25 protein-coding genes are annotated in these 24,540 nt (G+C 59.3%); 14 read left to right on the top strand and 11 right to left on the bottom strand.

The window, feature by feature from the left end; all coding sequences use genetic code 11:
* Positions 1 to 230: phosphoribosylglycinamide synthetase C domain-containing protein (locus Mhypo_RS12510; protein ID WP_276309753.1), on the top strand; the 230-nt coding region annotated here is incomplete at its 5' end.
* Between the two features lie 279 nt (positions 231 to 509).
* Here the strand turns inward: Mhypo_RS12510 and Mhypo_RS12505 are convergent.
* The 7 genes from Mhypo_RS12505 to rpmH form a co-directional block, all read right to left on the bottom strand.
* Positions 510 to 1,286: an inositol monophosphatase family protein gene (locus Mhypo_RS12505; RefSeq protein ID WP_119341625.1), complete on the bottom strand. Its 777-nt coding sequence runs from the start codon at positions 1,284 to 1,286 to the stop codon at positions 510 to 512.
* A 38-nt stretch (positions 1,287 to 1,324) separates the two neighbouring features.
* Positions 1,325 to 2,224: a peptide chain release factor N(5)-glutamine methyltransferase gene (prmC, locus tag Mhypo_RS12500; RefSeq protein WP_119341624.1), complete on the bottom strand. Its 900-nt coding sequence runs from the start codon at positions 2,222 to 2,224 to the stop codon at positions 1,325 to 1,327.
* Positions 2,208 to 2,828, bottom strand: coding sequence for a Jag family protein (locus tag Mhypo_RS12495; RefSeq protein ID WP_119341623.1), 621 nt, complete (start codon positions 2,826 to 2,828; stop codon positions 2,208 to 2,210). Before Mhypo_RS12495 ends, prmC begins: the two co-directional genes overlap by 17 nt.
* A gap of 119 nt (positions 2,829 to 2,947) precedes the next feature.
* On the bottom strand, positions 2,948 to 4,324 hold the full coding sequence (locus Mhypo_RS12490) for a YidC/Oxa1 family membrane protein insertase (protein ID WP_119341622.1): 1,377 nt from the start codon (positions 4,322 to 4,324) through the stop codon (positions 2,948 to 2,950).
* Positions 4,325 to 4,337: 13 nt separating this feature from the next.
* A complete protein-coding gene (yidD, locus tag Mhypo_RS12485; protein WP_186814635.1) occupies positions 4,338 to 4,595 on the bottom strand; it encodes a membrane protein insertion efficiency factor YidD in 258 nt (85 codons plus the stop codon).
* A gap of 47 nt (positions 4,596 to 4,642) precedes the next feature.
* Positions 4,643 to 4,975 (bottom strand): ribonuclease P protein component, encoded by a 333-nt coding sequence (gene rnpA, locus Mhypo_RS12480; RefSeq protein WP_119341621.1) that lies wholly within the window; start codon positions 4,973 to 4,975, stop codon positions 4,643 to 4,645.
* Positions 4,976 to 5,112: 137 nt separating this feature from the next.
* The gene (rpmH, locus tag Mhypo_RS12475; protein WP_119341620.1) at positions 5,113 to 5,271 is read right to left on the bottom strand and encodes a 50S ribosomal protein L34; all 159 of its coding nucleotides are present in this window, start codon (positions 5,269 to 5,271) and stop codon (positions 5,113 to 5,115) included.
* A gap of 449 nt (positions 5,272 to 5,720) precedes the next feature.
* On the opposite strand from rpmH, the gene Mhypo_RS12470 reads away from it, so the two are divergent.
* The 7 genes from Mhypo_RS12470 to Mhypo_RS12440 all read left to right on the top strand — a co-directional run bounded on the left by Mhypo_RS12470 (position 5,721) and on the right by Mhypo_RS12440 (position 13,485).
* A complete protein-coding gene (locus Mhypo_RS12470) occupies positions 5,721 to 6,488 on the top strand; it encodes an ABC transporter ATP-binding protein (RefSeq protein WP_119341619.1) in 768 nt (255 codons plus the stop codon).
* 90 nt (positions 6,489 to 6,578) lie between these two features.
* Complete coding sequence (locus tag Mhypo_RS12465) at positions 6,579 to 8,519, top strand: long-chain fatty acid--CoA ligase (protein WP_119341618.1); 1,941 nt, start codon at positions 6,579 to 6,581, stop codon at positions 8,517 to 8,519.
* Between the two features lie 8 nt (positions 8,520 to 8,527).
* Positions 8,528 to 9,436 carry a branched-chain amino acid ABC transporter permease gene (locus Mhypo_RS12460; protein ID WP_119341617.1) on the top strand — a complete coding sequence of 303 codons (909 nt, stop codon included), beginning with the start codon at positions 8,528 to 8,530 and terminating at the stop codon, positions 9,434 to 9,436.
* Positions 9,437 to 9,529: 93 nt separating this feature from the next.
* Positions 9,530 to 10,606: a branched-chain amino acid ABC transporter permease gene (locus tag Mhypo_RS12455; protein WP_119341616.1), complete on the top strand. Its 1,077-nt coding sequence runs from the start codon at positions 9,530 to 9,532 to the stop codon at positions 10,604 to 10,606.
* Between the two features lie 137 nt (positions 10,607 to 10,743).
* A complete protein-coding gene (locus Mhypo_RS12450) occupies positions 10,744 to 11,952 on the top strand; it encodes an ABC transporter substrate-binding protein (RefSeq protein WP_119341615.1) in 1,209 nt (402 codons plus the stop codon).
* 285 nt (positions 11,953 to 12,237) lie between these two features.
* Entirely contained in the window at positions 12,238 to 13,056 is an 819-nt protein-coding gene (locus Mhypo_RS12445) for an ABC transporter ATP-binding protein (RefSeq protein ID WP_119341614.1), read from the top strand.
* Positions 13,057 to 13,155: 99 nt separating this feature from the next.
* The gene (locus Mhypo_RS12440) at positions 13,156 to 13,485 is read left to right on the top strand and encodes a metal-sulfur cluster assembly factor (protein WP_119341613.1); all 330 of its coding nucleotides are present in this window, start codon (positions 13,156 to 13,158) and stop codon (positions 13,483 to 13,485) included.
* A 9-nt stretch (positions 13,486 to 13,494) separates the two neighbouring features.
* On the opposite strand, the gene Mhypo_RS12435 is transcribed toward Mhypo_RS12440, so the two are convergent.
* The 4 genes from Mhypo_RS12435 to Mhypo_RS12420 all read right to left on the bottom strand — a co-directional run bounded on the left by Mhypo_RS12435 (position 13,495) and on the right by Mhypo_RS12420 (position 17,083).
* The gene (locus Mhypo_RS12435) at positions 13,495 to 13,905 is read right to left on the bottom strand and encodes a DUF3197 domain-containing protein (RefSeq protein WP_119341612.1); all 411 of its coding nucleotides are present in this window, start codon (positions 13,903 to 13,905) and stop codon (positions 13,495 to 13,497) included.
* A 67-nt stretch (positions 13,906 to 13,972) separates the two neighbouring features.
* Positions 13,973 to 14,254, bottom strand: coding sequence for a DUF427 domain-containing protein (locus tag Mhypo_RS12430; protein WP_119341611.1), 282 nt, complete (start codon positions 14,252 to 14,254; stop codon positions 13,973 to 13,975).
* 142 nt (positions 14,255 to 14,396) lie between these two features.
* Positions 14,397 to 15,839 (bottom strand): NAD-dependent succinate-semialdehyde dehydrogenase, encoded by a 1,443-nt coding sequence (locus Mhypo_RS12425; protein ID WP_119341627.1) that lies wholly within the window; start codon positions 15,837 to 15,839, stop codon positions 14,397 to 14,399.
* A 545-nt stretch (positions 15,840 to 16,384) separates the two neighbouring features.
* Positions 16,385 to 17,083 carry a M23 family metallopeptidase gene (locus Mhypo_RS12420; protein ID WP_119341610.1) on the bottom strand — a complete coding sequence of 233 codons (699 nt, stop codon included), beginning with the start codon at positions 17,081 to 17,083 and terminating at the stop codon, positions 16,385 to 16,387.
* Positions 17,084 to 17,194: 111 nt separating this feature from the next.
* Here Mhypo_RS12420 and Mhypo_RS12415 point away from each other — a divergent pair, with 111 nt between their 5' ends.
* From Mhypo_RS12415 to Mhypo_RS12390, 6 genes are all read left to right on the top strand, one after another.
* Complete coding sequence (locus Mhypo_RS12415) at positions 17,195 to 18,133, top strand: LysR family transcriptional regulator (RefSeq protein ID WP_119341609.1); 939 nt, start codon at positions 17,195 to 17,197, stop codon at positions 18,131 to 18,133.
* A 172-nt stretch (positions 18,134 to 18,305) separates the two neighbouring features.
* Positions 18,306 to 19,475 (top strand): ABC transporter substrate-binding protein, encoded by a 1,170-nt coding sequence (locus Mhypo_RS12410; protein WP_119341608.1) that lies wholly within the window; start codon positions 18,306 to 18,308, stop codon positions 19,473 to 19,475.
* Between the two features lie 225 nt (positions 19,476 to 19,700).
* A complete protein-coding gene (locus tag Mhypo_RS12405) occupies positions 19,701 to 20,723 on the top strand; it encodes an ABC transporter ATP-binding protein (protein WP_119341626.1) in 1,023 nt (340 codons plus the stop codon).
* Entirely contained in the window at positions 20,720 to 21,634 is a 915-nt protein-coding gene (locus Mhypo_RS12400) for an ABC transporter permease (RefSeq protein ID WP_119341607.1), read from the top strand. Before Mhypo_RS12405 ends, Mhypo_RS12400 begins: the two co-directional genes overlap by 4 nt.
* Before the next feature lie 95 nt (positions 21,635 to 21,729).
* On the top strand, positions 21,730 to 22,539 hold the full coding sequence (locus Mhypo_RS12395) for an ABC transporter permease (protein ID WP_119341606.1): 810 nt from the start codon (positions 21,730 to 21,732) through the stop codon (positions 22,537 to 22,539).
* Between the two features lie 92 nt (positions 22,540 to 22,631).
* On the top strand, positions 22,632 to 24,044 hold the full coding sequence (locus tag Mhypo_RS12390) for a gamma-aminobutyraldehyde dehydrogenase (protein ID WP_240637242.1): 1,413 nt from the start codon (positions 22,632 to 22,634) through the stop codon (positions 24,042 to 24,044).
* Positions 24,045 to 24,540 lie beyond the last annotated feature (496 nt).

Genomic DNA, 24,540 nt, shown 5'->3' with positions numbered 1-24,540 from the left:
TATCCCTCCCCCTGCAGCCCCCCGAGCAGGTGCTCTACTTCCAGGCCGGAACCCGCCGGGGCCCCCAGGGCCTGCTGACCAACGGGGGCCGGGTGCTCAGCGTGGTGGGGTTGGGTGAGGATCTGAAGAAAGCGCTCGAGCGGGCCTATACCGGGGTGGCAGCAGTCAAGTTTGAGCACGCTCTTTTCCGGCGAGATATCGGGCGCAAGGTCGTAAGCAGCATGGGTTAGCCAATATTTTGATTCCGGGCCGAGCCGAAAAGGCTCAATCCGAGCAGTCGCCCAGGGGGTACTTGTGCCCACAATATGGGCAGGGCCTCTGCAACCCACAGGCTGCTACAGGCAGACCCGCTTGCTTTTATCCAGAAATACCAGATTCGGTTGATTGATTACCGAACTGCTCTAGGATTCAAAAAGACAACCTATGGGGTTATTGTAAACTGTCTTTTTGAATCTGGTAAAAGATCTCCGGGTCCGCGGCTGGATTGGGTGGAGGGGGCGAGGCTTCGCTCATTTTCCCAGGATGGTCTGAAGCAGACGATCGTGAATCAGGCCGTTTGAGGCCACCAGGTAGCGGTTGCCCAGCCGATAGGCCTCGCCTTGTAAGTCCGTAACCTTACCCCCAGCCTCGGTGATGATCAGCCAGCCGGCGGCCACGTCCCAGGGGTTGAGCTTTACCTCCCAAAAACCATCCAGCCGGCCCGCGGCCACATACGCCAGGTCGAGGGCGGCTGCGCCGGGCCTGCGCACCATGAGCCCCTTGGCCAGCGCACGCTGGAAGTAGGTCACGTTTTCGGCATCTTTGCTCACATCGTAGGGAAAACCAGTAGCCAGGAGGCTGCCCAGCAGGGTATCCCTTGTCGAGACGTGGATGGGGCGGCCATTTAGAAAGGCGCCCTGGCCCTTGATTGCGGTAAAAAGCTCATTGCGGGCAGTGTCGAGGATCACCCCCAGCACCACCTCGCCGTGTGCTTCCAGGCCAATGCTCACCGCATAAAAGGGAAACCCATGGGCGTAGTTGACGGTGCCGTCCAGGGGATCCACAATCCAGCGAAAGGCCCCTTCCTTGTCCTGGCCTTGCTCCTCGCCCAGCACCACGTGTTCGGGGTGGCGCGAGGCGACGAGTTCGCGTATGGCCGCTTCGGACTCGTGGTCGGCCTGGGTCACCACGTCGGTTGGGGTGGATTTGGTGCTTTGGGTAAAGCCTTTTTCCTGGTAGTACTGGTGAATGCCTTTGGCCAGATAGGCTGCGTCGAGGGCGGTTTGCAGGTACGCACGCAAGTCCATAGGGCAGATTCTATCGGGTTTATGCAGGTTCCGCCGCCTTATTCGCTATCCGGGATCAACAAGTCGGCGTCCTCATCTTCCGATTCAGTAGGGGAGTGGGAGGGCTTCTGGCAGGCCAGGTAGCGGGGTTGTTGAGCCAGGTCACGCAGTACCCTGGCCCCGCGCCAGCCCTGCGCGCTGGCTTCCCCCAGCAGCGTATAGGCGTTCTCGGGGGCCAACTCGAGCCACAGCCAGCCACCGGGTTTGAGGGCCTTCCAGGCATGGGGCAAGAGCTCGCGGGCCACATCGAGCCCCTCGAGGCCAGCATAGAGGGCGCTGGGGTCTTCGTAGGCCAGTTCGGGCGGGGCCTCTGGGCGGTAGCTGTCGGGCAGGTAGGGCGGGTTGGAGACAATCAGATCCAGCTCGCTCAGGTCGGCGGTAAAGGGGGCCTCCAGGAAGGTGACCTCGAGGCCCAGTTCCAGGGCATTCTGCCCGGCCAGCTCGAGGGCCTTGGGATTGATGTCCGTGGCCCATACCGTGGCCTGGGGACGCATGGCCTTGATGGCCAGGGCAATGGCCCCGCTGCCCGTGCCCACATCCAGCACCCTGGCTTCTACCTTTGCAGGCAGGCACCCCAGGGCCTGTTCCACCAGCCCTTCGGTCTCGGGCCGGGGGATCAAGACCCCGCGCTCCACCCGTAGCCTTAGCCCATAAAACTCGGTCTGGCCCAGCAGGAGTTGTAGCGGGTAGCCGGTCAAGCGCAGATTCAGCATGGCCCAGGCGGTCTGTTCTACATCCGGCGGAACAGCCTGCATTAGCCGGGCGGCTAGTTGTTTGTCGTCCAGGTCCGCAGCATGGCCCAAAATCCAGCGCGACTCGGCAGCAGGTTTTCGGGCGGCCTCGAGGCGTTGCTGGAACGCCCGCAAAAGTTCCAGGTAGCTTTTACTCGCCTGAGTCATCCTCTTCTGCTGCCGCGGGCTGGCTCCCATCCCGGGGCAGCACCACCACATGGCGCTCTTCCCCTTCCCCTACCGAGGTGGTGGTCACTTTGGGGTGCTGTTTAAGCATCACGTGAATCAGGCGCCGTTCGCTGGGGCGCATGGGCGGCAACTCGATGGGCTGTCCGCTCACCTCTACCTGCAACACTGCATCGGAGGCCATGCGGCGGATACGCTCCTCGTTGCGGCGGCGATAGCCGGCGGCATCCAGCACCACCCGGTAGGCCGAGCCAAAGTGCTTGGCCATGGCCACATTGGCAATGAACTCGAGGCTTTGCAGGGTTTTGCCCTCTCGCCCGATTACCCGCCCGGAGTCGCCGCCCAGAATTTCTACCCGGAAAAGCTCCCCTTCCTGCACAATGTCCACCGAGTAAGCCGGGTCAAGCCGCAGCAATAGCCCTACCATGAAGTGCTCCAATACACTTTTGGGGTTTTGCTCCGGGGTGGCCGAAGTCACGATGGGGGCTGCTTCTTCCTCCTTCAACACGACCTCCGGGGCGGTTTCATTCTCCCCGATCCCCAGGTCGGATAACAGATCATCAAGTCCTCGCTTTTTGTCATCCATAGGTAATCGACCGATTATAGCTTACCAGGCAGGGGCAAAAAGCACCCCTCTGGCGCCCGGGCAAGAGCCAAGGGGTAGGGTTAAAGTCTTTCTTAAGCGGTACTTGGCTTATGGGACAGCTAGCTTTTGGCTGGGTACATGGGCAGGCCCAGTTGTTTGTTGATAAACCATTGCTGCCCCACGCTAATTACCGTCGAGAGCAACCAATAGATGGTTACGCCGGCGGGAAAGCTGAACAGAATGAAAGCAAACACCAGGTTGATCAAAATACCCTGCCTTAGGGCATCCTTGTTACCAGCTGCCGAGAGCCAGGTCGAGGCCAGCAGCACAACAATGTACAAAATGGGCAGGATGTACAGGGGGTCAGGCAACGCAAGGTCTCTGATCCACAAAAACCCTTGCCCAAACTCGTAGCCCACCATAATTTTGTACATCAAGAACAGGATTGGCATCTGCAAGAGCAAGGGAAAGCAGCCTCCCAGGGGGTTAATTTTGTGCTCCTGGTAGAGCTTCATCATCTCCTCTTGCTGCTTCTCCTTGTTGTCCTTGTATTTTTCCTGGATTTTCTTCATCAGAGGCTGGATTTTCTGCATCTCAGCCATGCTCTTGAACTGCCGGTGCATCAAGGGCCACATCAGCAAGCGAATCAAGAGGGTTACGATCAGGATGGCTAGAATCCAGCTACCCCCCGCAAGGCGATGGGCCTCTTCCAACAACCAAAGCAGCCCCAGGGAAATTTGACCCCAGATATTGGGCTGGAAAACCCCAGGTAGCTCGTAGAAGTTTTCTACACTGAGCCGTACCAGCTCGTTGGCGCCTCCGTAGACCTTGAGGCCAAATCCGCCTGCAGGAACTGAAATCTCTGCAATACCGGCCCCGTTAAGCTGGGTTAGGGTGATGGGGGTGGGGGTCTGGGGGCGCACGAACATGGCAAAACCTGCGCTTTTCTGGGTTTGCCAGCCCGCGTACACTGCGGGCCCCTGCCCTGCGTTGATGGGCTCCTGATTGCCCTGGCCCAGCCACTTGGTGATGGGGCTATCGGTGCCGCCAATACCGGTCCAGACCAGCTTGCGGGGGCTGGAGCTTTGCACCTCGACGTCTATCGTCAGGAAGCGGGGGTGAATGGTATAGGTAAGGGTGGTTTCACCGTCGCTGAAGCGGGCAATAAAGTCGGCGTCGGGGTTGCCCTGTTCACGGCGGATAAACTCACGCTGGCTGGGGGTGAAGCCCTCGAGGGTTCCGGGCAAGGTTTGGCCGGCCCGAACCAGGTTGGGGGCGCGGTCGTAGTTGCCCTTGAAGTCGGTAGCGCGCACGGTCTTGATGTACCAGCCTGCAAGCTGCCCTTGTTCGTTAAAGGCGATGTCGGCCAGGTTGGTGACGGCCACCTTTTCGGGCTTGCCATCTTTGTTGACGTCCACATCGCGCCACTCGGGCGTGAGGGCAAAAGCGGGGGCCAGGGCAAACAAAGCCAAACTTGTCCAGAACCAGCGTTTCATCCAGTAGCTCCTTTTATTTCAGCGAGTCCAGGGGGTTCCAGCGGACTCTGGGGCGTTCTTGGGGTACGTAATCCAGCCCGCCGGGGTGCAGGGGGTGGCACTTCAGAATGCGCTTGGTGCTCAGGTACAAACCCCAAAAAGGCCCGTGGCGCTCCAGGGCCTCCAGCGCATAATGGCTACAGGTAGGGTAAAAGCGACAGGTGGGCGGCTTCAAAGGCGAAATAAAGCGCCGATAAAAACGCACGCTACCCATCAGAATTTGATTCAACATTTCAGACCAACGCTCCAGGTTCCCACAATAGGGCAAACCAACCTGTGTCATTGTACCAGCCCGCTCTTTTTTAGCGCATGGGTTAAATCTTTGAGCAAGTCCCAGTAGGACGCAGTTACTGCCTCGGCTTGAGCTACGATCACCATCTCGCAGGGCGGCAGATGCATTTTTCTTAGAATTTCCCGCAGGCGACGGCGAATCTTGTTGCGTACAGTGGCTTTTTTGGAAACTTTGTTGGACACCACAATGCCTACCCGCACCGGATTGAAAGCTGTAGGGCGCAGCGGAAACCAGCGCACCGTCAGGTACTTTCCACGCCCTACGCGCCCTCCCCGAAGGCGCTGGAAGGCTTTTTCTCCCTTGAGCGAAAAGAACGGCATGGGAACAGGTGAGGGACCAGGGATAAGGCCAGGAATAAGGGAAGAATGATTGGTTTTCTGCCCCCTGACCCCTTCCCCCGGTTCTTTTGAGGTAAAAAAACTCCCCAGAAGCGGGGAGCTATGCGAACGCCCTGGGCCTAACGGCTCAGTTGAGGTTCGCTGCTGACGCTTAGCTTTACACGGCCTTTGGCACGGCGGCGAGCCAGCACCTTGCGGCCTCCGGCGGTCTTCATGCGGGCCCGGAAACCGTGGGTTTTGGCCCGCTTGCGCTTGTTGGGTTGCCAAGTGCGTTTCATCGCTTCCTCCAAAGCTGGCCAGGGTTGCGACCCCCTGATTTGCCAGACAAAAGTTCTGCCGGGTCGAGCCAGGCAACCCTAAAAGTGTAGCACAACTGCGCGGAGGCGGGAAGCGGGGTACGGTTGGCGTACAAAAAAAGCGGTGGGAAGGGCAAGCCAGGAGGCAGATGGTAGGCGATGGAAAATCCGCGGAGGTCTGCCCTTAAAAACAACGCTGCCCCTCGAGCCGATCCAGAGACGGCCAGCCTCCATGACAAAAAACGAAATTTTCCGCAATAACCGTAATATAACGTTTTTTTGCAAATGGCGCCACAAAACGTTGACATGCAGGGAGTGCCTGGTTATACTCAGCCCCAACCAAACGCTCGTTTGTTAGTATCCAGGACTGACGCAAGCAACGACATTGCTTTTCGGATAAGCTTGAGACAGACCATAGCTAAGGAGGGCCGGTGCAGCTTAAGGTAGAGAATGTGACGCTCAGCTTTGGTGGCGTGAATGCACTCAGTGGGGTTTCCCTCGAGGTCGCCCAGGGCGAGCTGGTGGCGGTGATTGGCCCCAACGGGGCGGGTAAAACCAGCCTGCTGAACTGCATATCGGGCTTCTATCACCCCAGTACGGGCCGCATCACCTTTGAGGGGCACGACCTGACCCACGCCTCCCCCCACCAGGTCACCCAGTACGGCATTGCCCGGGCCTTCCAGAACATCGAACTTTTCACCGGCATGTCGGTGCTGGAAAACCTCTTGATGGCCCGCCATACCTTTGGGCATTACAACCTGCTGGACAACATCCTGATCTATGGCCGGGCCATGCGGGTGGGGGTGGAGAACCGCCGCTTCTGCGAGGAGATTATCGACTTCATGGAACTCGAGCCCTACCGCAAAGCCCTGGTTGGCGATCTGCCCTACGGGGTACGCAAACGGGTCGAGGTCGCCCGGGCGCTGGCCCTCTCGCCCAAGCTGCTGCTCCTCGATGAGCCCATGGCCGGCATGACCCTGGAAGAAAAAGAAGACATGGTGCGCTTCATCCTGGACATCCGGGCCGAGCGGGGTACTACCATCATCCTCATCGAGCACGACCTGGGGGTGGTGATGGATATCTCTGACCGGGTCTATGTGCTCGATTTCGGTCAGGTGATTGCCTCTGGCCTCCCCGAAGAGGTCAGCCAGAACCCTCGAGTGCAGGAAGCCTATGTGGGGGTGGATCATGCGGCTTAGGCGGTCTCAGGTCTTCGGTCCAGGAAGCAAACGTACCTCCGACCTGCAACCTGCAACCTGTGACCTGTGGCCTGTTTGGGGAGGTTGCCCATGATGCCCTCCGGCTACGAACTCAAAAAATATACCCTTCCGCAAGTCTTGCGGATGCGCGCTGAACAAACACCAGGGCGGGTCGCTATCCGCAAGAAGGATTTTGGCATCTGGAACGAGATTACCTATGCCGACTACTACCGGCACGTAACCAATTTCGCTGCAGGGTTGCTCTCGCTGGGCTTTCAGCCTGGTGAACGGCTGGCGGTGATTGCCGACAACATTCCTGAGTGGCTCTACGCCGAACTGGCAGCACAGTCCTTGGGGGGTATCTCGGTAGGGGTCTATCAATCCTCGCTGCCACCTGAGATTGCTTACGTGCTGTCCTACACCGGAGCGGCCTTTGTGGTAGCCGAAGACCAGGAGCAGGTGGATAAGCTGCTGGAAATCCGTAGTGAAATTCCCAGCGTGCGTAAGGTGATCTACCAGGACCCCAGAGGCATGCGGGTCTACGCCGACGATCCCTGGATTATGGGCTTTGAGGCGGTGGAGAAACTGGGCGAGGCGTATCTCAAACAGCACCCCAGAGCTGTTGAGGAACGCATTGCTTTGGGTAAGCCCGAGGATGTGTGTCATCTTTCCCTTACTTCCGGCACCACCGGCAGACCCAAGGCGGCCATGCTGATGCACCGCAACCTGCTGCACATGGGGGTGGCTTTGCAGGAGGTAGACCCCCTCGAGCCCACCGACGACTACCTTTCCTTCCTGCCCTTTGCCTGGATTGGCGAGCAGATGATGTCGGTGGGGATGGCGCTAGCGGGCGGGTTTGCCGTCAACATGCCCGAGTCGGTGGAAACCGCTATGAGCGACCTGAAGGAAATCGGGCCCCACGTAATGTTCAGCCCTCCCCGGGTATGGGAGGGTACCCAGAGCCAAATTTGGGTGCGTATCTCCGAGACCTATGCCTTCAACCGCTGGGTTTACCAGCAGATGCTCAAAATCGGTTACCGTGCTGCCGACTACCGCATGCATGGCAAGCCCATGCCGTTGGGTCTGCGGCTTGCCTACTGGTTCGCCGACCAGATCATGTTCAAGCCGCTGCGCGACCAGCTTGGCTTTTTGCGGCTGCGTCGGGCCTATACCGGGGGGGCGGCGCTGGGGCCGGATGTCTTCCGCTTCTATCACGCCATTGGGGTCAACCTCAAGCAAATTTACGGCCAGACCGAGATTATCGGGATTGCCTTTGTGCACCGCGACGGCGATGTGCGGGCCGATACGGTGGGGGTGCCGATTCCCGGTGGCGAGGTCAAAATTAGCGAACGGGGCGAAATCCTTTGTCGCTCGGACGCAGTGGTAGCGGGCTACTGGCAGAACCCCGAGGCCACCGCCGAGACCTTCGCGGATGGTTGGCTGCATACGGGCGACGCCGGCTACCTGACACCCGAGGGGCACCTGGTGGTCATTGACCGTGTCTCGGATGTGATGCACACCAGCACCCAGCAGATGTTCAGCCCCCAGTTCATCGAGAACAAACTCAAGTTCAGCCCCTATATCAAAGAAGCCGTGGTGTTTGGCGATCAGAAACCCTACCTGACGGCCTTCATCAATGTAGACCCGCAAACCGTGGGCAAGTGGGCTGAGGACAACCGGATCGCCTACACCACCTATATTGACCTCTCGCAAAAACCGCAGGTGGCCGAACTTATCCGCAGGGAGGTCAGGGCCGTCAATGATGGGCTGCCCGAGCACCTGCGGATTAAGCGCTTCGTGCTCTTGTACAAGCTGCTCGATGCCGATGATGACGAGCTGACCCGCACCGGTAAGGTACGTCGCAAGTTCATCGTGCAGCGCTACCAACCTCTTGTGGATGCGCTGTATAGCCAAACCAGCAAGGTGCAGGTAGATACCGAGTTCAAATACCAGGATGGTACGGTGCAAAAGGTATCTACCGAGGTGAGTGTGTTGGAAGCCGACAGCAGCAAAGAACTGATTGGCGCGTAGGAGGGGCCGTGATTGACTTTGTGCAGAACCTCATCTCCGGGATTGCGGTGGGCTGTATCTATGCCCTGGCGGCCCTGGGGTTTGTGCTGGTTTATAAATCCAGCCGGGTGATCAATTTTTCCAATGGGCAGTTCATCGCCATCGGGGCTTTTCTGGCCTATGCGCTGGCGGTATGGGCCAAGCTGCCGGTTTTGCTGGCGGCCCTGCTGGCCATGTTGCTCACAGCCGGGTTGGGCTTTCTGGTAGAACGGGTTTTCTTGCGCAGAATGGTGGGGCAGCCGATTATCTCGGTAATCATGGTGACCATCGGGCTGGCCAGCGTGCTGGACGGGCTGATGTACCTGACTCCGTTCGGCTCAGGCAACTTTACCTTTCCGCAGTTTTTGCCGCAGGGCGGCCTTAACCTGGGGGGCATCAGCATTTCGTACCCGCAGCTTTTGGCCATTGGCTTTACTGCCCTTTTCCTGGTGCTGTTTGGCTGGTTTTTCCAGCGCTCGGTGCTGGGGGTTTCGATGCGTGCGGTGGCCGATGACCAGATGGCCTCCATGAGCGTAGGGGTCTCGGTACAGCGGGTGTTTGCCCTGGCCTGGGCGGTAGCGGGCCTGACCGCGGCTGCTGCAGGCATTGTGGTGGGGGCGGTCTCGGGCTTGAACCAGGACGGTCTAATAGCCATCGGGCTGGCGGTCTTCCCGGCGGTGATTCTGGGGGGGCTGGACTCTGTGCCAGGGGCGGTGGTGGGGGGGATTATCATCGGCATCCTGCAATCTTTGTCCACGGCCTACTTAGATGGGCTCTTCAGTCAGATTGGGCTGGTGGGAGGGGGTTCGCAGTATGTGATGCCTTTTGTTGTGCTCCTGGTCATGCTGTGGTTCAAGCCGCATGGGTTGTTTGGTACGGAGGAGATCGAGCGGGTATGAGAAAGCCAGTAGCCAAAGGTCAAAAGCTAAAGGCCAAAAACCTTAGCGGTCTCGAGCCCTTAGCCTTCAGCTTTCAGCCTACCGGAGTCACCTATGCGTAACCCCTGGGCCCAGACCGGCAACTACCGCACCTCCTATGTGCAAGACACCACTATCTTTGCCAACTACCGCGAGATTGTCTCGGTGGTATTGCTGCTTTTGGCCCTGTGCATCCTGCCGATGTTTTTAGAGCGCTCGCAGGTGCTGGTGCTCAATTTCATCCTGATTTATGCCATTGCGGTGCTGGGGCTCAATATCACCACCGGCTACGCTGGCCTGATCAGCGTGGGGCAGGCGGCTTTTATGGGGGTGGGGGCCTACACCGTGGCCCTGAGCGCGCCCAACCTGCCCTTCTGGCTCACCATTCCCCTGGGGGGCCTTACGGCAGCCATTCTCGGGTTTATGGTGGGGATTCCCAGCCTCCGGGTCAAGCACCTTTACCTGGCCCTGGCTACCCTTGCGTTTCAGGAGATTTTCGTCTGGGTGGTGGGGCGCAGTCCGGCGCTGGCCCAGGGGGCTGCGATTCCGGTGGAGATGCGCAACTTCCTGGGCCTCGAGATTGGCTTTCGCAACCACAACTACTTCTGGTACTACGTCATTCTGTTTGTGCTGGTGCTGATGGTAATCGCCTGGCGTAACCTGCTGCGGGGCAAATATGGTCGTGCCCTCATTGCCGTCCGTGACAACGACCGCGCCGCCGATGCGATGGGCATGGACCCGGGTCGTACCAAACTCTTCGCATTTGCCTTGGGTGCTTTTTATGGCGGTATCGCCGGGGGTTTGTTGGCCTACATGCAGCGGGCCGTGGTGGTGGAAGAGTTTACCCTGACCCGTTCGGTGGCGCTTCTGGCCATGGCCATTGTGGGCGGTTTGGGAACCGTAGTGGGGAGCCTGCTGGGCCCGGCTTTTATCGAGTTTTTGCGGCTCTATATGGAGCGGCTGTCGGAATGGATGAAGGCCAATCCCTTCGTTCAGAGTATTACCCCAGCCGGTGTGGACGTGGCCTCGGCCTTGTTGCCCCTTTCCTTTGGCCTGGTAATTGTGCTGTTCCTGGTCTTTGAGCCAAGGGGGCTATACAACTGGTGGCGGCTCTTGCGAAGTTATTTCCGAACGTGGCCGTTTAAGTACTAGGTCGATAGCACAGAGCAGATAGCCAACCGATCATCCAAGCTTTAGGCTATTTACCACCAGCTATCAGCAACTCAGGCAACATCGCGTGATGCGCGTTGCAATCAAACAGTGAAGTGTTGGGAGGAACAGGAGGAGTCATGAAGCGAGCGATTGTTTTAGGGATGATGGCCATGTTGGGACTGGTTATGGCCCAGGGACGCACGGTTAACTTGCTGTGGTCGGGGGCCGTGACCGGGCCTACCTCGGACGTGGGGGGGCCGTATGGGGCGGGTATTGAGGATTACTGCAAATATGCCAACGAGCAGAAGCTGATTCCCAATGTTACCCTCAACTGCACCGTGCGGGACGACCAGTACCAGAACCCCAACACCCAGCGCATCTTTGAGGAAGCGCTGGATCGGGCCAAGCCGGCCATGTACCTGGGCTACTCCACCGGCGCCATGCTACAACTGAAGCCCCTGATTAACGAGGTCAAGATGCCGACCATACCGGCCTCGGCGCACATCGGGCTAATTGACCCGCCCAACAATCAGTACATGTTCCTGCCGGTAAGCAGCTACTCCGAGCAGGTGGTAGCGCTGATGGAATACATCAACCGCATCAACAAGAACGCCAAGATTGCCCTGGTGGTGAACCCCAGCCCCTTCGGGCGGGCGGTGGTGGATCATGCCCGTCGGGCTGCCCAGCGGCTCGGCCAGAGCATTGTGGATGTGCGGGAAGTGGGTGGTGGCAACCTGGATAACACTGCTCTACTGCGGGCGTTGGATGCAGCAGGTGTGCAGTACATCATCCACCAGAACGTGGCCGGGCCGGTAGCCAACATTCTAAAGGATGCCAAGCGCCTGGGCCTGGATAAAAAGATTAAGCAGATGGGGGCGGTGTACACCGGTGGTGCCGACCTAATTCGCCTGGCGGGCGATGCTGCTGAAGGCTTCTTGTGGGCGAGCAGCTACTATACCCTGGACGAGAACGCCCCCGGCATCAATTTGCAAAAACAACTGGCTGCCAAGTACAACCGCAGCGCCGACATCCTCAACTCCACCAACTACACCGCCGGTATGCTGGCGGCGGCCATCGCGGTGGAGACTATGAAGCGGGCCGCGCAGCGCTTCAGTGGACGTATTGACAACGAGACTGTTTATCAGGCTCTGATTGGGATGAACGGGCCCAACGCCTTCAAGCCCGGATTCGCAGTTTCCACCAAGGCCGGCATCGAGATTGACTTTACCCGTACCGAACAGACCGGGGCCGAGGGCCTGCGGGTGCTGGAAGCCAAGGGAGGCAAGTTTGTTCCAGTAACCGATCCCTTTACCTCCGCGCTGTTCCGCCAGGTGCGGAATCCGTAACAGAGGGCTCATGGCCCAAAGCCGATAGCACATTGTGAAGGGATTTTTGCCCTTAGTGGTCTGGTAACAAGCTCATCGGGATACTTCAAACGAACCCTACTTCTCTAACCGTCATTCCCAAGTGTACGTAGTGCGACGAGGAATCTGGTACTGCTCAGGGGTAGTGAATGCAGTGGACTGAAGCGCATCAGATTCTTCACCTCGCTGTGCTATGTTCGGAATGACATAAAACTTACCAGACCACTTAGCTATCGGCTATTTGCCACTAGCTCGCAGCGAGGTGATATGCATCCTGAAGACCTGGGCCCCATTCTGTTGGAAGTCAACAACATAGAGGTGGTGTATAAGGACATCATCCAGGTGTTGCGGGGGGTGTCGCTGAAGGTACCGGAGGGCCAGGTGACTGCGCTGCTTGGCCCCAATGGAGCCGGAAAGACCACCACCTTGCGGGCCATCTCGGGGTTGCTGGTGCCCGAGGATGGCAAGGTCGTCTCGGGTTCCATCCTGTACCGAGGCGAAAATATCGCCAACAAACCGCCCGAGCAGATTGTGCTCAAAGGTATCGTGCAGGTGCCGGAGGGACGGCGGGTTTTCAAACACCTCACGGTGGAAGAAAATCTGCGGGTCGGTTCGGCCACCCGGCGAGACGGGGCCAAGGTCAAAGAAGACCTCGAGCGCATCTACCACTACTTTCCCAAGCTGGCCCTGATCAAGACCCGCCTGGCGGGCTACTGCTCCGGGGGCGAACAGCAGATGCTGGCCATAGGGCGGGCCCTGCTGGCCAACCCCCGGCTCTTGCTGCTGGACGAGCCCAGCCTGGGGCTGGCGCCGATACTGGTGCGGGAAATTTTCGACATTGTGGCCCAGATCAACGCCGAGGAAGGCGTGACGGTACTGGTGGTGGAGCAGAATGCCCGGGTGGCCCTCTCGGTGGCCCACTATGGCTACATCATGGAGTCCGGGCGGATTGCCCTGGAAGGCACCAGGGAATACCTCGAGTCCAACCCTGACGTCAAGGAGTTTTATCTGGGGGTGGCCAAGTCGGGGGGGCGCAAGAGCTTCAAGGATGTCAAGAGCTACCGCCGCCGCAAGCGGTTCATGTGAAGTGCGTGGACTTCCCGGAGGAGCGAGCTTGTTGTCGCTCCTCTTTTTTTGCAACACAGGACAGGATGTATAAAACCGGCCTGAAGTACCATGTAAATCATGAGCGAGACGACACTGCCTACCAAAGAGCAGGTTTTGGAAGCCCTCAAGGTTGTGCGGGATCCGGAGATTCCTGTTAACGTGGTGGATTTGGGGCTGGTTTACGACGCTGAAGTCAAAGAAGGGGGCGTGGTGGACATCACCATGACCCTGACCTCCATTGGTTGTCCCGCGCAGGATATTGTCAAGGCCGACGCCGAAATTGCCGTAATGCGCCTGGAGGGTGTAAACGCGGTCAACGTAGACTTTGTATGGACCCCGCCCTGGACGCCTGCCAAGATGACTGAAGATGGTAAGCGTCAGATGCGGATGTTTGGTTTCAACGTTTGATGGCCAGCATTACATGCGGCTGGTAAACTCGCGCTTGATGTAAAGCATGGGATCGGTGGGGTTGGCTGCCGCCCGGATGAGCTTTTCGGCTTCTGCATCCTCGAGCTCAAACAACGCTCCGTACTCCGAAGGGGCAATTACAGCTTCCTTAAAGTCGGTCACGCCGCGCTCGAGCAGCCAGAGGGTCAGCTCTTTAAGTGCGGCATCGCCCTGGGGGCCAAACCTGGGCCCGAAGGCGTCCAGGCTCAAAATGCGGTGCCGGCCCTGGCGTACAAATACGGCAAAGCGGGCTTGGGCCCGCTGGTCTTGCCAGTCGGTGATGTAGAAAACAGCGGCCTCGGGAATGTCTACGCCCTTCAGGGCTTCCTTGAGGTCTGAAAGAGTTTCTTGGGGAGCGCCACGAAGACCTACGAGTTCCATGCCCATATTCTAACCAAGCGCTGTTTTTTACTTCCGTTGGGCATGCACCGGCGCAGAGGTGTTTTCGCTAGGGCTCTACCCTTACGCCCTTCCAGAAAGCGATGCGCCCGCGGATCTGCTTTGCGGCTTCTTTAGGTTCGGGATAGTACCAGGCCGCATCCTTGTTGACCTGGCCATCGACCTCGAGGCTGTAGTAACTCGCCACGCCCTTCCAGGGGCAGGTGGTGTGGGTAGAGGACTCGCGCAAAAATTCCCGTTTTACCGATTCGGCAGGGAAGTAATGGTTGCCTTCGACCACCACGGTATCGTTGCTCTCTGCGATGACCCGACCGTTCCAGATGGCTTTCATGGTGCCAGGGTAGCGCGGGCGGGAGGGGGACGAAGTATTGCGGAATACAGAAAGCAAACCGGTGCGGGTTGGGCTTATTGACCCCAATCCTCCAACCCCTTCCACCCATCAAGGGTGAAAGGGGTGGCTAAGGATTTGGTTTTTATGGGAGCATAAAGGAGATGAGCTTGGTCTCCAGGAACTCCTCCATGCCCCAGTGGCCCCCCTCGCGGCCCAGGCCCGAGTTTTTATAGCCGCCAAAGGGCAGGTTGGAGCCCATGGCGCTGGGGACGGGGTCGTTAACGCCCACAATGCCGTACTCGAGGGCCTCGGCTACCCGGAAGGCGCGGCTCAAATCCTTCGTCCAGATGTAGGCGGCCAGCCCGTAGTCGGTATTGTTGGCCCAGGCAATGGCCTGTTCTTCGTCCTCAAAGGGCATCAGGGGGGCAACCGGCCCAAAGGTTTCTTCCTCCAAAATTTTCATACCTGGCTGGATACCGGTGAGCACCGTGGGGGCGTACAAAAGCCCACCCAGGGGCTTGCCCCCGGCGGCTATCTTGGCGCCTTTAGAGAGAGCATCCTCCACGTGCGAGACCACTTTGTCCAGACCCTGTTGCTCCACCAGGGGCCCCACGTTGGTGCTGGTATCCAGGGGGTCGCCCACCTTGAGCTGGCTCACCGCCTCGGCCAACGCTCCGGCGTAGTCGGCCTCGAGCTTCTTGTGCACATAGATGCGGTTGGTGGTTACGCAGGTCTGTCCGGCGTTGCGGTACTTGGAGAGCAGGGTAAACTGCACAGCTTTTTCGATGTCGGCATCCTCAAAGATGATGAACGGTGCGTTGCCGCCGAGCTCGAGCGAGACCCGCTTGAGGGTGTCGGCGCCCTGGCGGTAGAGAATCTTGCCCACAGGCGTGGAGCCGGTAAAGGTAATCTTGCGGATGCGCATGTCCTCCATCAAGACCCTGGACACCGGAACCGGGTCGGAGGCGGGCAGCACCTGCAGGGTGCCGGCAGGGCCCCCGGCTTCCTCCCAGAGCTTGGCCAGATAGAGGGCGCACAATGGGGTTTGCTCGGCGGGCTTGACGATGATGGTGCAGCCCGCGGCCAGCGCAGGGGCGGCCTTGCGGGTAATCATGCTGGTGGGGAAGTTCCAGGGGGTCACGGCGTACACCGGCCCTACCGGCTCGTAGACGGCCATCTGGCGTTTGTTCGGGAAACGCGAGTGAATGAGCTCTCCGTTCACCCTGGTGGCTTCTTCGGCGCACCATTCCACAAAGCTGGCCGCATACAGGACTTCTCCCTTGGCCTCGGTGATGGGTTTCCCCATTTCCAAAGCGGTCAGGCGCCCGAGCTCCTCCTGGTGGGCAATGAGCAGGTCGTTCCATTTGCGCAGGATTTTGCCACGCTCGAAACCGGTGAGCTTTTTCCACTCCTTGAAGGCGGCTACCGCAGCATCGGCGGCCATTCGGGCTTCGGCTTCGCCACAGTCGGCTACCTGGGCCAGCAGTTCACCGCTGTAGGGGCTCTTAACCGCAAAAGTTCTGGGGGTTTGGTGCCATTTGCCGCCTACATAGGCGCTGCTGGGAAAATCGAAGTCTTTGACCATAGCAACCCCCAGCATACTCCTGCGCTGCCAGACTGCGGGTAGGGGTAACCTTGCAATTTGAGGCGTTGCTAGACAGGTTTGTTTGAATCAGAGCACTCTTAACAAAAATCGAGCCATCCGGGACGCATGCCAGATTCGGTTGGTTCGTTACCGAACGGTTGCGAACCAACCCGACCGAAGTTATCCGCGTAGCGGAGGGCGATACCGCCCCTTGGAAGTTATCCGCGTAGCGGAGGGCGATACCGCCCCTTGGAAGTTATCCGCGTAGCGGAGGGCGATACCGCCCCTTGGAAAGCGAGACGCTTTTTTCGCCGACCGTTCGGGAGGGTGTGCTCCAGGATTCAAAAAGACAACCTGGGTTTTTTTGGTTTTGTGAACTGTCTTTTTGAGTCTGGTATAAGAATCTTTTGCCCTGAGCTAAACAGTGGTCAGCAGGAGAGGCGACCACGTCTGCGAAGAGCGCGATAATCACCGTTCAACAAGGTGCCGAAAGCCCAGCGCCGAAGGCTCAGATTACACGGTCGAGGGGATCTGTCATGAAGCCGTTAGCGGCCTCGGGCCGGGTTCAGGGTAAAGCGCTGCCAGTCTCGGTCTACCAGCAGCGGCAGGGGATCAATAACCCGGTAGTCGCAGGTGCGCCGCCTGCCCGAATACACCCCAAAGTGCAGGTGGGGTGGGGTGGTACGGGCATTGCCGGTATTGCCCACATAGCCGAGCAGGGTGCGGGTCGTGACTTTCTGGCCCTCCTTGAGGCCCGGTGCGTAGCGCTCGAGGTGGGCGTAGTAGTAGCGCCGCCCCCCCGGCCCTACTACAAACACGTAGAGGCCGCCTAGTTGCCCCTCTCCAATGCGCCAAACGAATCCGCTGGTGGCCGAGTAAACGGGGGTTCCTTTGGGGGCGAAGATGTCCTGACCTTCGTGGGTACGCCAGCCGCTGCGGGTCGTGCCAAAGGTGTTGGCCACCTGCCGAACCCGTGCGCCATAAACAGGCATCGCTAGCAGGGTATCGGGATCCTTGGGAAGCTGTATCAGGTAACTTTGTAGCCTTTCCCAGTAAGCTGTCCAGCGTTCGCGCTCCTTCCGTTCGGCTTCGGTGCGGGGTTCGGGGCGGCTCCAGCTCGATGGGTTACACACTCTTCCGGGTTGCACGTCGGGCTCGCTCTTGCTGGTTTGTGCAAGGACTTCGCCCCCCAGCAAAAGCACCAGGAATAAGCCTGAACAGCTCACCTGTTTGAGCAAAGGCATAAATTTAGTTTGCAACCACAAGATTAGTGCTGCAAAAGAGCTGGTGAGGGGTCGCTCGAGCAGTTACACTTGAATCATCTAAATCATCGATTTTGCCGATAGGAGCCTGCGGTGCAAATCTCGCTCAAACAACTGGTCTACTTTATAGCCGTGGCCGAGTCGGGCTCGATTTCCAAAGCCCTGACCTCCCTGAACGTAACCCAGTCGGTGGTCACGGAGGCCATCAAGAAGCTAGAAGACACCCTGGGAGCCGAGCTTTTTACCCGGCACGCCAGGGGCATGATGCTGACCCATGCCGGGCATCAGTTTTTGCGCCATGCCCACGAAGTGCTGGCTGCACTGCGCAACGCCGAGCAGGCCATCCGCGAACGCCCCGACGCCACCACCGGCCAGCTTAATCTGGGCGTAACCAGCCTGGTGACGGCCTACTACCTGCCCTATTTGCTCGACCGCTTCGAGCGGGTGTTTCCGGGTATTCAGGTAGCCGTGGTGGAAGACCGGCGGGGGTACATCGAGCACCTGCTGATTAACGGCGAACTGGACGTGGCGGTGATGAATGTTTCGGTGGTGGATAAGCAGGCCCTCGAGACCCGCACCCTGCTGCGGGCTCCCTGGCGGGTCTGGCTGCCCACCAACCACCCCCTGGTGCAGCGGGAGGCGGTGCCGTTGGGGGAGTTGCGCGAGGAACGCTTTTTGTACCTGAAGAATGATGAGCTCGAGGAAGTAACCCAGCAAATCTACCGCCTAAGCGGCTTTCCCCAAGTGGCTGTGCGCACCGATTCCATTGAGGCCATGCGCAGCCTGGTAGCGGTGGGTATTGGCGTAGCGGTTTTGCCCAACCTGATGTACAGGCCCTGGAGCCTGGAGGGCGACCGGCTGGAATCTCGGCCCTTGCTCGAGGATTTGCCACGCTTAGAGATAGGCGTGGCCTGGCGCCGGGGGAGTGTGCTGAGCGAGGCCGCCCGGCAGTTCTTGGTGGTGGTAGGGGAGCACAGCCGGGTGCAGGTCTACGGCATGAGCTACGCCGAGCTCCCTAATGTCTCCGAGTAACACCATGCGAGGTACGAACGCCCAATAGCCATTTCTTTTACCGATATCTCCTATTACCCCAGGTTGCTTGTTGAAAGCAAATCGGGCCCGCTATTGTAGGGGGCAGTTCGACAGCTCGAGACGTCTGCGTGAATGTGGCCAGGCCCCGGGCTGTCGTATTTAAGGAGGGAGCATGCGCACACGATGGTTCATGGCAGTGATTTGTCTGGCAATGCTGACGGGTTTGGCGCTAGCACAGCTTCCGGCCAGCCGGGCTAAGCAGTCCCTGGGGCCCAACGAGGGCCAGCTTAACATCCTGGCCTGGCCGGGCTACGTGGAAAACGGCTCCACCGACAAGAGCGCCGACTGGGTTACGGGCTTCGAAAAAGAAACCGGCTGCAAGGTGACGGTCAAGGTCTTTGGCAGCTCGGACGAAGCGGTGCGCCTGATGAACCAGGGCGGCTACGACCTGGTCACCGCCTCGGGCGATGCCACCCAGCGCCTGATTGCTGGCAATGTGGTAGCGCCCATCAACTGGAATCTGATTCCCAACACCCGCAACATCGACCGTCGCCTGCTCAATGCACCCTGGTATGTGGTCAATGGGGTGCGCTACGGGGTGCCCTACCAGTTTGGCGTGAATGTGCTGGCCTACAACACCAACGTCTTCAAGACCCCCCCGGATAGCTGGAAGGTGGTTTTCGAGGAGATGACGCTCCCCGACGGGAAAAGCAACAAGGGTCGCGTCCAGGCCTACTACGGCCCCATCTACGTGGCCGATGCAGCGCTGTACCTGATGCGTACCCGGCCCGAACTCGGCATTAAAGACCCCTACGAGCTCAACGAGCGGCAGTACCAGGAGGTGCTCAAGCTGTTGCGCCAGCAACGCACGCTGCTCCAGCGCTACTGGAACGATGCCAACGCCCAGGTGCAGGACTTCACCAATGAAGGTGTGGTGGCCTCGACCACCTGGATCTTCCAGGTCAACACCCTCAAGGCCAATAAGCGCCCCATTGACTGGGTGGTGCCCAAAGAAGGGGCTACCGGCTGGGCCGATACCACCATGCTGGCGGCCAACTCCAAAAACTCCAACTGCGCTTACCGCTGGCTCAACTGGCAGCTTACCAACAAGGTGCAGGCCGACATTGCGGGCTGGTTCGGCTCCAACCCCGTGGTGCCGGCAGCCTGCAACACCCCCGGCTCCTTGCTGCCTGCCGATGGCTGCAAGAACCAGGGCTTCAACGACTTCGACAAGATATTCTTCTGGCGCACTCCGACTGTCCAGTGCCGTACCCAGAACAACCAGTGTGTGCCCTATAGCCGCTGGGTAAGCGACTATATCGCCATTCAGGGGGGCCGCTGAGGATTCGTAAAGAAATCCAGACTGCTCATTAACCGCGTAGCGGTCGGTGAGACCCTCAGGGAAAGATGCAGGCCGGGATGCCAAAAGATGGCTTCTGGGTTTACAGGAGGACTACCTTTTGAAGGCGGTCTGAGCAGAGGCCACCACAGGCCTCAAACAGGGTAGGGTTGGGGCCCAGGAAAGCCTGCCCCAACCTCAACCCGAGGCCACACTACGATGGTACAAATGCTGCAAGAACCCCAAAACCAATCAACTCAGGCGGCCGTGGTCCTGCGCGGGGTGTCGTGTTACTTCGGTGCGGTAAAAGCCGTGGATGGAGTAGACCTGGAAATCTTTCCGGGTGAATTCTTCTCCATGCTAGGGCCATCGGGCTCGGGTAAGACCACCTGTCTGCGCCTCATCGGTGGGTTCGAGCAGCCTACCTCGGGGCAGATTGTGCTGTTCGGGCAGGATGCCTCCCGGCTGCCGCCCTATGCCCGCGACGTGAACACCGTATTTCAGGACTACGCGCTCTTCCCCCACATGAACGTGCGCGACAACGTAGCGTATGCGCTCATGGTGCGGGGGGTGCCCCGGTCTGAGCGCCACCGGCGGGCCGAGGAGATGCTAGAACTGGTCAAGCTGGCAGGGTTAGGGGATCGGCGGCCTGGGCAACTCTCGGGGGGCCAGCGACAGCGTGTGGCCCTGGCTCGAGCGCTCATCAACCGGCCCAAGCTGTTGTTGCTGGACGAGCCTTTGGGAGCGCTGGACTTGAAGCTGCGCGAGGAAATGCAAATAGAGCTGAAGGCCCTGCAGCGCCAGCTCGGTATCACCTTCATCTACGTTACCCACGACCAGGGCGAGGCCCTTTCCATGTCGGACCGGGTGGCGGTGTTCAACCACGGAAAAATCGAGCAGCTCGACACCCCCAAAGCCCTTTACGAATACCCTAAAACCGAGTTCGTAGCCCGCTTTGTGGGTAGTGCTAATGTGCTCGAGGGCCGCTTGTTGGGTCTTCGGGAAGGCAAGTATGCCTTGCGCCCGGAGCGCATCTCCATCGTGGTGGGTAGCCACAGCGGAGCCAACTGCCTCTGCGGTACCCTGCTGGACATCCACTACCTGGGGGCCCAGACCCGCTACGAGGTTCAAGTAGGCAGCGAGCGCCTGACGGTGCTGACATCCTCGGAAGAGCAGGGTCTGCAGATTGGTAGCCCTGTCACCCTGCGCTGGGAAAGCGGTTCGCTGCGAGCCTTGCAGGAGGCCCCATGACCCTGCGCCGACGCCTTTCCGATGTGCTGTATTTGCGGCCGCTCCTGCTGCTACTGCTGCTGCTGATACCGCCCGTGCTGTGGCTGGGTGTCATCTACCTGGGCTCGCTCTTCAACCTGATGCTCTACAGCTTTTACTCCCTCAACGACTTTACCGGTCAGGTGGAGTATCGCTTCTCGCTCTCGGCTTTTCGGCAGCTTTTTAGCTCTCCGGCCAATGTGGATATCGTGCTGCGCACCACCCTGATGGCCCTGGCGGTCACGCTGGCCTGCATCGCCATTGGCTTCCCGGTTGCCTATTACATCGCCTTTTACACCCAGGGCAATGCCAAGACCTTCTGGTATCTGATGGTGCTGTTGCCGTTGTGGTCGAGCTACCTGATCAAGGTGTATGCCTGGCGCTTAATTTTGGCGGGCGAAGGGGTGGTGAGCTGGTTTTTCAACCTGCTGGGGCTGGGCTGGCTTTTGCAGGGCATCCTGAGCCTGCCGGTGATAGGTGGCCCTAGCCTATCCAACAGCTACCTGGGCATGTTTTTGGTTTTTACCTACATCTGGCTGCCTTACATGATTTTGCCCATCATCGCGGCGCTGGAGCGCGTCCCCAAATCGCTCATCCAGGCCTCGTCCGACCTGGGGGCCAGGCCCGCGCAGACCTTTCGCAAGGTGATCTGGCCGCTGGCCATTCCCGGTGTAGCGGCAGGTTCGATCTTTACTTTTTCCCTGACCCTGGGCGATTACATCATCCCTCAGGTGGTGGGGCAGCCGGGCTTTTTTATCGGGCAGATGGTCTATGTGCAACAAGGCACAGCAGGCAACCTGCCCCTGGCGGCGGCTTTCTCGGTGGTGCCGGTGGTCATCATCGCTATTTACCTGCTCATCGTGCGGCGACTGGGGGCTTTTAATGCGCTGTGAGGGTCTTGGGTCTTGGGTCGCAGGTCTTTGGGCCAGGAGCACGTCTCCATACTGGCATCTTGCAACTTGCAATCTGTGGCATGGGAGGGAAAGGTATGCCGGGTAAGCCTTCGCTGGGCCTGCGCTTAGCGTTCTACCTGGGGATGCTTTTTTTGCACTTCCCCATTGCCATCATCGTTTTGTATGCCCTGACCACCGAAGATCGCACCTACCAGTTTCCACCCCCGGGCCTGACCCTGCGCTGGTTTGGCGAGGCCATGCAGCGGACTGATATGTGGGCTGCGTTGTGGCTGTCGTTGCAGGTAGCCGCCATGGCCACGGCCATCGCCTTAGTGCTGGGGACTATGGTGGCAGCGGCCATGTACCGCTTTCAGTTTTTGGGCAAGGACTTTCTCACCGTGCTGCTAATTTTGCCCATCGCCCTGCCGGGCATCCTGACCGGCATTGCCCTCCTTACTACCTTCAAGCGGCTGGCCCTCGAGCCGAGCTTCTGGACGATTGTTATCGGCCACGCCACCTTTTGTATTGTTACGGTGTACAACAACGTGGTCGCCCGCTTCCGCCGCATGGGCTACTCCCAGATGGAAGCCTCCATGGATCTGGGCGCAGACTGGTTTGCCACCTGGCGCCATGTGGTGCTACCCAGCCTCGCCACGGCGTTGTTGGCGGGTGGCATGTTGTCGTTTGCCCTCTCGTTCGACGAGGTAATTGTGACTACCTTTACCGCCGCCGACCAGAAGACCCTGCCCATCTGGTTCTTAAACGAGCTATTCCGCCCCCGCGAACGCCCCATCACCAACGTGGTGGCGGTTTTCGTGATGCTCGTTACCTTTTTGCCGATTGTGCTGGCCCAGTGGCTTACCCGCAACACCGACGACCTGCACGGGGGAGGTAAGACGGGCTAACAGCATAAGCCGCAAAGCAGAGGACTAAACAACCCACAACATGACGAAAGTGAGGAAATAATATGGCCAAAACCCTTATAAGAGAGAGCAAGATGTTGATTGGTGGGGAATTTGTCGCCGGGGAGAGCACCCCTCTGGACATCCTTAACCCGGCTACGGGCGAGGTACTCCTGAAGCTACCCGAGGCCTCGGCGGAACAGGTCAAACAGGCCGTGGCAGCTGCGGAAAAAGCCTTTGATTCCTGGTCACAGACCACCCCCAAAGACCGTTCGCTGATGCTGCTCAAGCTGGCTGACAAGATCGACGAGCACGCCGAGGCGTTTGCCCGGTTGGAATCGCTCAACTGTGGGAAACCCTATCTGGCCGCGCTGAACGACGAGATCCCGGCTATTTCGGACTGCTTTCGTTTTTTTGCCGGGGCGGTGCGCTCGATGACTGGGGCCTTGGCCGGGGAGTACCTGGCCGGGCACACCAGCATGATTCGCCGCGACCCGGTGGGGGTGGTGGCCAGCATTGCCCCCTGGAACTACCCCTTGATGATGGCAGCCTGGAAGCTGGCCCCGGCGCTGGCAGCCGGCAATACGGTGGTGCTCAAGCCCAGTGAGCAGACCCCCCTGACCACCCTCAAGCTGGCCGAACTGCTGGCCGAAATTTTCCCGCCGGGCGTGGTGAATGTGGTGACCGGGGTGGGGGAGACGGTGGGCTCCACGCTGATTCACCAGCCTGGGGTGCGGATGATTTCCCTGACCGGCGATGTGGCCACCGGCAAGCGGGTGCTCGAGGCCGCTTCGCAAAGCCTCAAGCGCACCCATCTAGAGCTTGGCGGCAAGGCCCCGGTCATCGTGATGGACGACGCCGACCTCGAGGCCGCCGTACAGGGCATCAAAATCTTTGGCTACTACAACGCCGGCCAGGACTGCACCGCAGCCTGCCGCGTGTATGCGGGTAAGAAAATCTACGACAAGTTCGTGGCCGAGCTATCCGATGCGGTGAAGTCCATTCGGGTGGGGGCGCAAACCGACGATGGGGTGGAGATGGGCCCCCTGATTACCGAGCGGCAGCGGGCCCGGGTAGCCAGCTTTGTGGAGCGGGCCAAGATGCAAAAGCACATCGAGGTTACCGCGGGTGGCCACCCCATGGAGGGCCGGGGCTTCTTCTACGAGCCCACGGTGGTGGCCGGGGCCTTGCAGTCCGACGAAATCGTACGGCGCGAGGTGTTTGGGCCGGTGGTCTCGGTCACCCGCTTCACAGACCCCGAGGAGGCCATCGCCTGGGCCAACGACTCCGACTACGGCCTGGCCAGCTCGGTCTGGACGCAGGATGTGGGTAAGGCCATGCGTATTGCCAGCCGTTTGCAGTACGGCTGCACCTGGATCAACACCCACTTCATGCTGGTCAACGAGATGCCCCATGGGGGGCTTAAGCAATCGGGCTACGGCAAGGACATGAGCCTGTATGCGCTCGAGGACTACACCGTAGCCCGGCACATCATGGTCAAGCACTAGAGCGGTTACCACGAATACCCCACACGGCATCCTTTGGAGGCTATGGCGTGTGGGGTAATTTACGCTGCATCGTGTGTAGCGTAAATGTGGGAAACGCGATAGCGGCTGTTATACCGGATTCAAAAAGACAGTTTACAAAATCAAAAACACCAGAGGCTGTCTTTTTGAATCCTAGAGCACACCCCTCCCTTGAGTACCGGCGCTAGCCGGGGGCCGATGGCCCTTCACTGTCGGTCGGCGAAGAGAGCGTCTCCCTTCCAAGGGGCGGTATCGCCCTCCGCTACGCGGATAACTTCCAAGGGGCGGTATCGCCCTCCGCTACGCGGATAACTTCGGTCGGGTTAGTTCGTCACCAAAGGGTGACGAACTGGGTGTGTCCTGGATTTAGGCAACTAGGCTGCAGTAGGGAAAGCGCCGTGTCGGACGGCGTGGAAAGGTGTGACGGGGCTGTAGGAGAAGAACCGCGAACGGACCAGGGCCTTAGCGCTCGCTCCGG

Origin of the sequence: Meiothermus hypogaeus (assembly GCF_003574035.1) — a bacterium.
GTDB classification, from domain to species: Bacteria; Deinococcota; Deinococci; order Deinococcales; family Thermaceae; genus Meiothermus; species Meiothermus hypogaeus.
Note: the sequence above shows the minus strand (reverse complement) of the source record. Positions and strands in the feature narration are given on the sequence as shown.

Coding starts and splice junctions, on each gene's coding strand:
- Mhypo_RS12400 (WP_119341607.1), top strand. CDS start 20,720: ATGACCCTGCGCCGACGCCTTTCCGATGTGCTGTATTTGCGGCCGCTC.
- Mhypo_RS12430 (WP_119341611.1), bottom strand. CDS start 14,254: ATGAAAGCCATCTGGAACGGTCGGGTCATCGCAGAGAGCAACGATACC.
- Mhypo_RS12455 (WP_119341616.1), top strand. CDS start 9,530: ATGCGTAACCCCTGGGCCCAGACCGGCAACTACCGCACCTCCTATGTG.
- Mhypo_RS12405 (WP_119341626.1), top strand. CDS start 19,701: ATGCTGCAAGAACCCCAAAACCAATCAACTCAGGCGGCCGTGGTCCTG.
- Mhypo_RS12490 (WP_119341622.1), bottom strand. CDS start 4,324: ATGAAACGCTGGTTCTGGACAAGTTTGGCTTTGTTTGCCCTGGCCCCC.
- Mhypo_RS12445 (WP_119341614.1), top strand. CDS start 12,238: ATGCATCCTGAAGACCTGGGCCCCATTCTGTTGGAAGTCAACAACATA.
- Mhypo_RS12435 (WP_119341612.1), bottom strand. CDS start 13,905: ATGGAACTCGTAGGTCTTCGTGGCGCTCCCCAAGAAACTCTTTCAGAC.
- rnpA (WP_119341621.1), bottom strand. CDS start 4,975: ATGCCGTTCTTTTCGCTCAAGGGAGAAAAAGCCTTCCAGCGCCTTCGG.
- rpmH (WP_119341620.1), bottom strand. CDS start 5,271: ATGAAACGCACTTGGCAACCCAACAAGCGCAAGCGGGCCAAAACCCAC.
- prmC (WP_119341624.1), bottom strand. CDS start 2,224: ATGACTCAGGCGAGTAAAAGCTACCTGGAACTTTTGCGGGCGTTCCAG.
- Mhypo_RS12390 (WP_240637242.1), top strand. CDS start 22,632: ATGTTGATTGGTGGGGAATTTGTCGCCGGGGAGAGCACCCCTCTGGAC.
- Mhypo_RS12395 (WP_119341606.1), top strand. CDS start 21,730: ATGCCGGGTAAGCCTTCGCTGGGCCTGCGCTTAGCGTTCTACCTGGGG.
- Mhypo_RS12450 (WP_119341615.1), top strand. CDS start 10,744: ATGAAGCGAGCGATTGTTTTAGGGATGATGGCCATGTTGGGACTGGTT.
- Mhypo_RS12505 (WP_119341625.1), bottom strand. CDS start 1,286: ATGGACTTGCGTGCGTACCTGCAAACCGCCCTCGACGCAGCCTATCTG.
- Mhypo_RS12440 (WP_119341613.1), top strand. CDS start 13,156: ATGAGCGAGACGACACTGCCTACCAAAGAGCAGGTTTTGGAAGCCCTC.
- Mhypo_RS12425 (WP_119341627.1), bottom strand. CDS start 15,839: ATGGTCAAAGACTTCGATTTTCCCAGCAGCGCCTATGTAGGCGGCAAA.
- Mhypo_RS12465 (WP_119341618.1), top strand. CDS start 6,579: ATGATGCCCTCCGGCTACGAACTCAAAAAATATACCCTTCCGCAAGTC.
- Mhypo_RS12495 (WP_119341623.1), bottom strand. CDS start 2,828: ATGGATGACAAAAAGCGAGGACTTGATGATCTGTTATCCGACCTGGGG.
- Mhypo_RS12410 (WP_119341608.1), top strand. CDS start 18,306: ATGCGCACACGATGGTTCATGGCAGTGATTTGTCTGGCAATGCTGACG.
- yidD (WP_186814635.1), bottom strand. CDS start 4,595: ATGTTGAATCAAATTCTGATGGGTAGCGTGCGTTTTTATCGGCGCTTT.
- Mhypo_RS12420 (WP_119341610.1), bottom strand. CDS start 17,083: ATGCCTTTGCTCAAACAGGTGAGCTGTTCAGGCTTATTCCTGGTGCTT.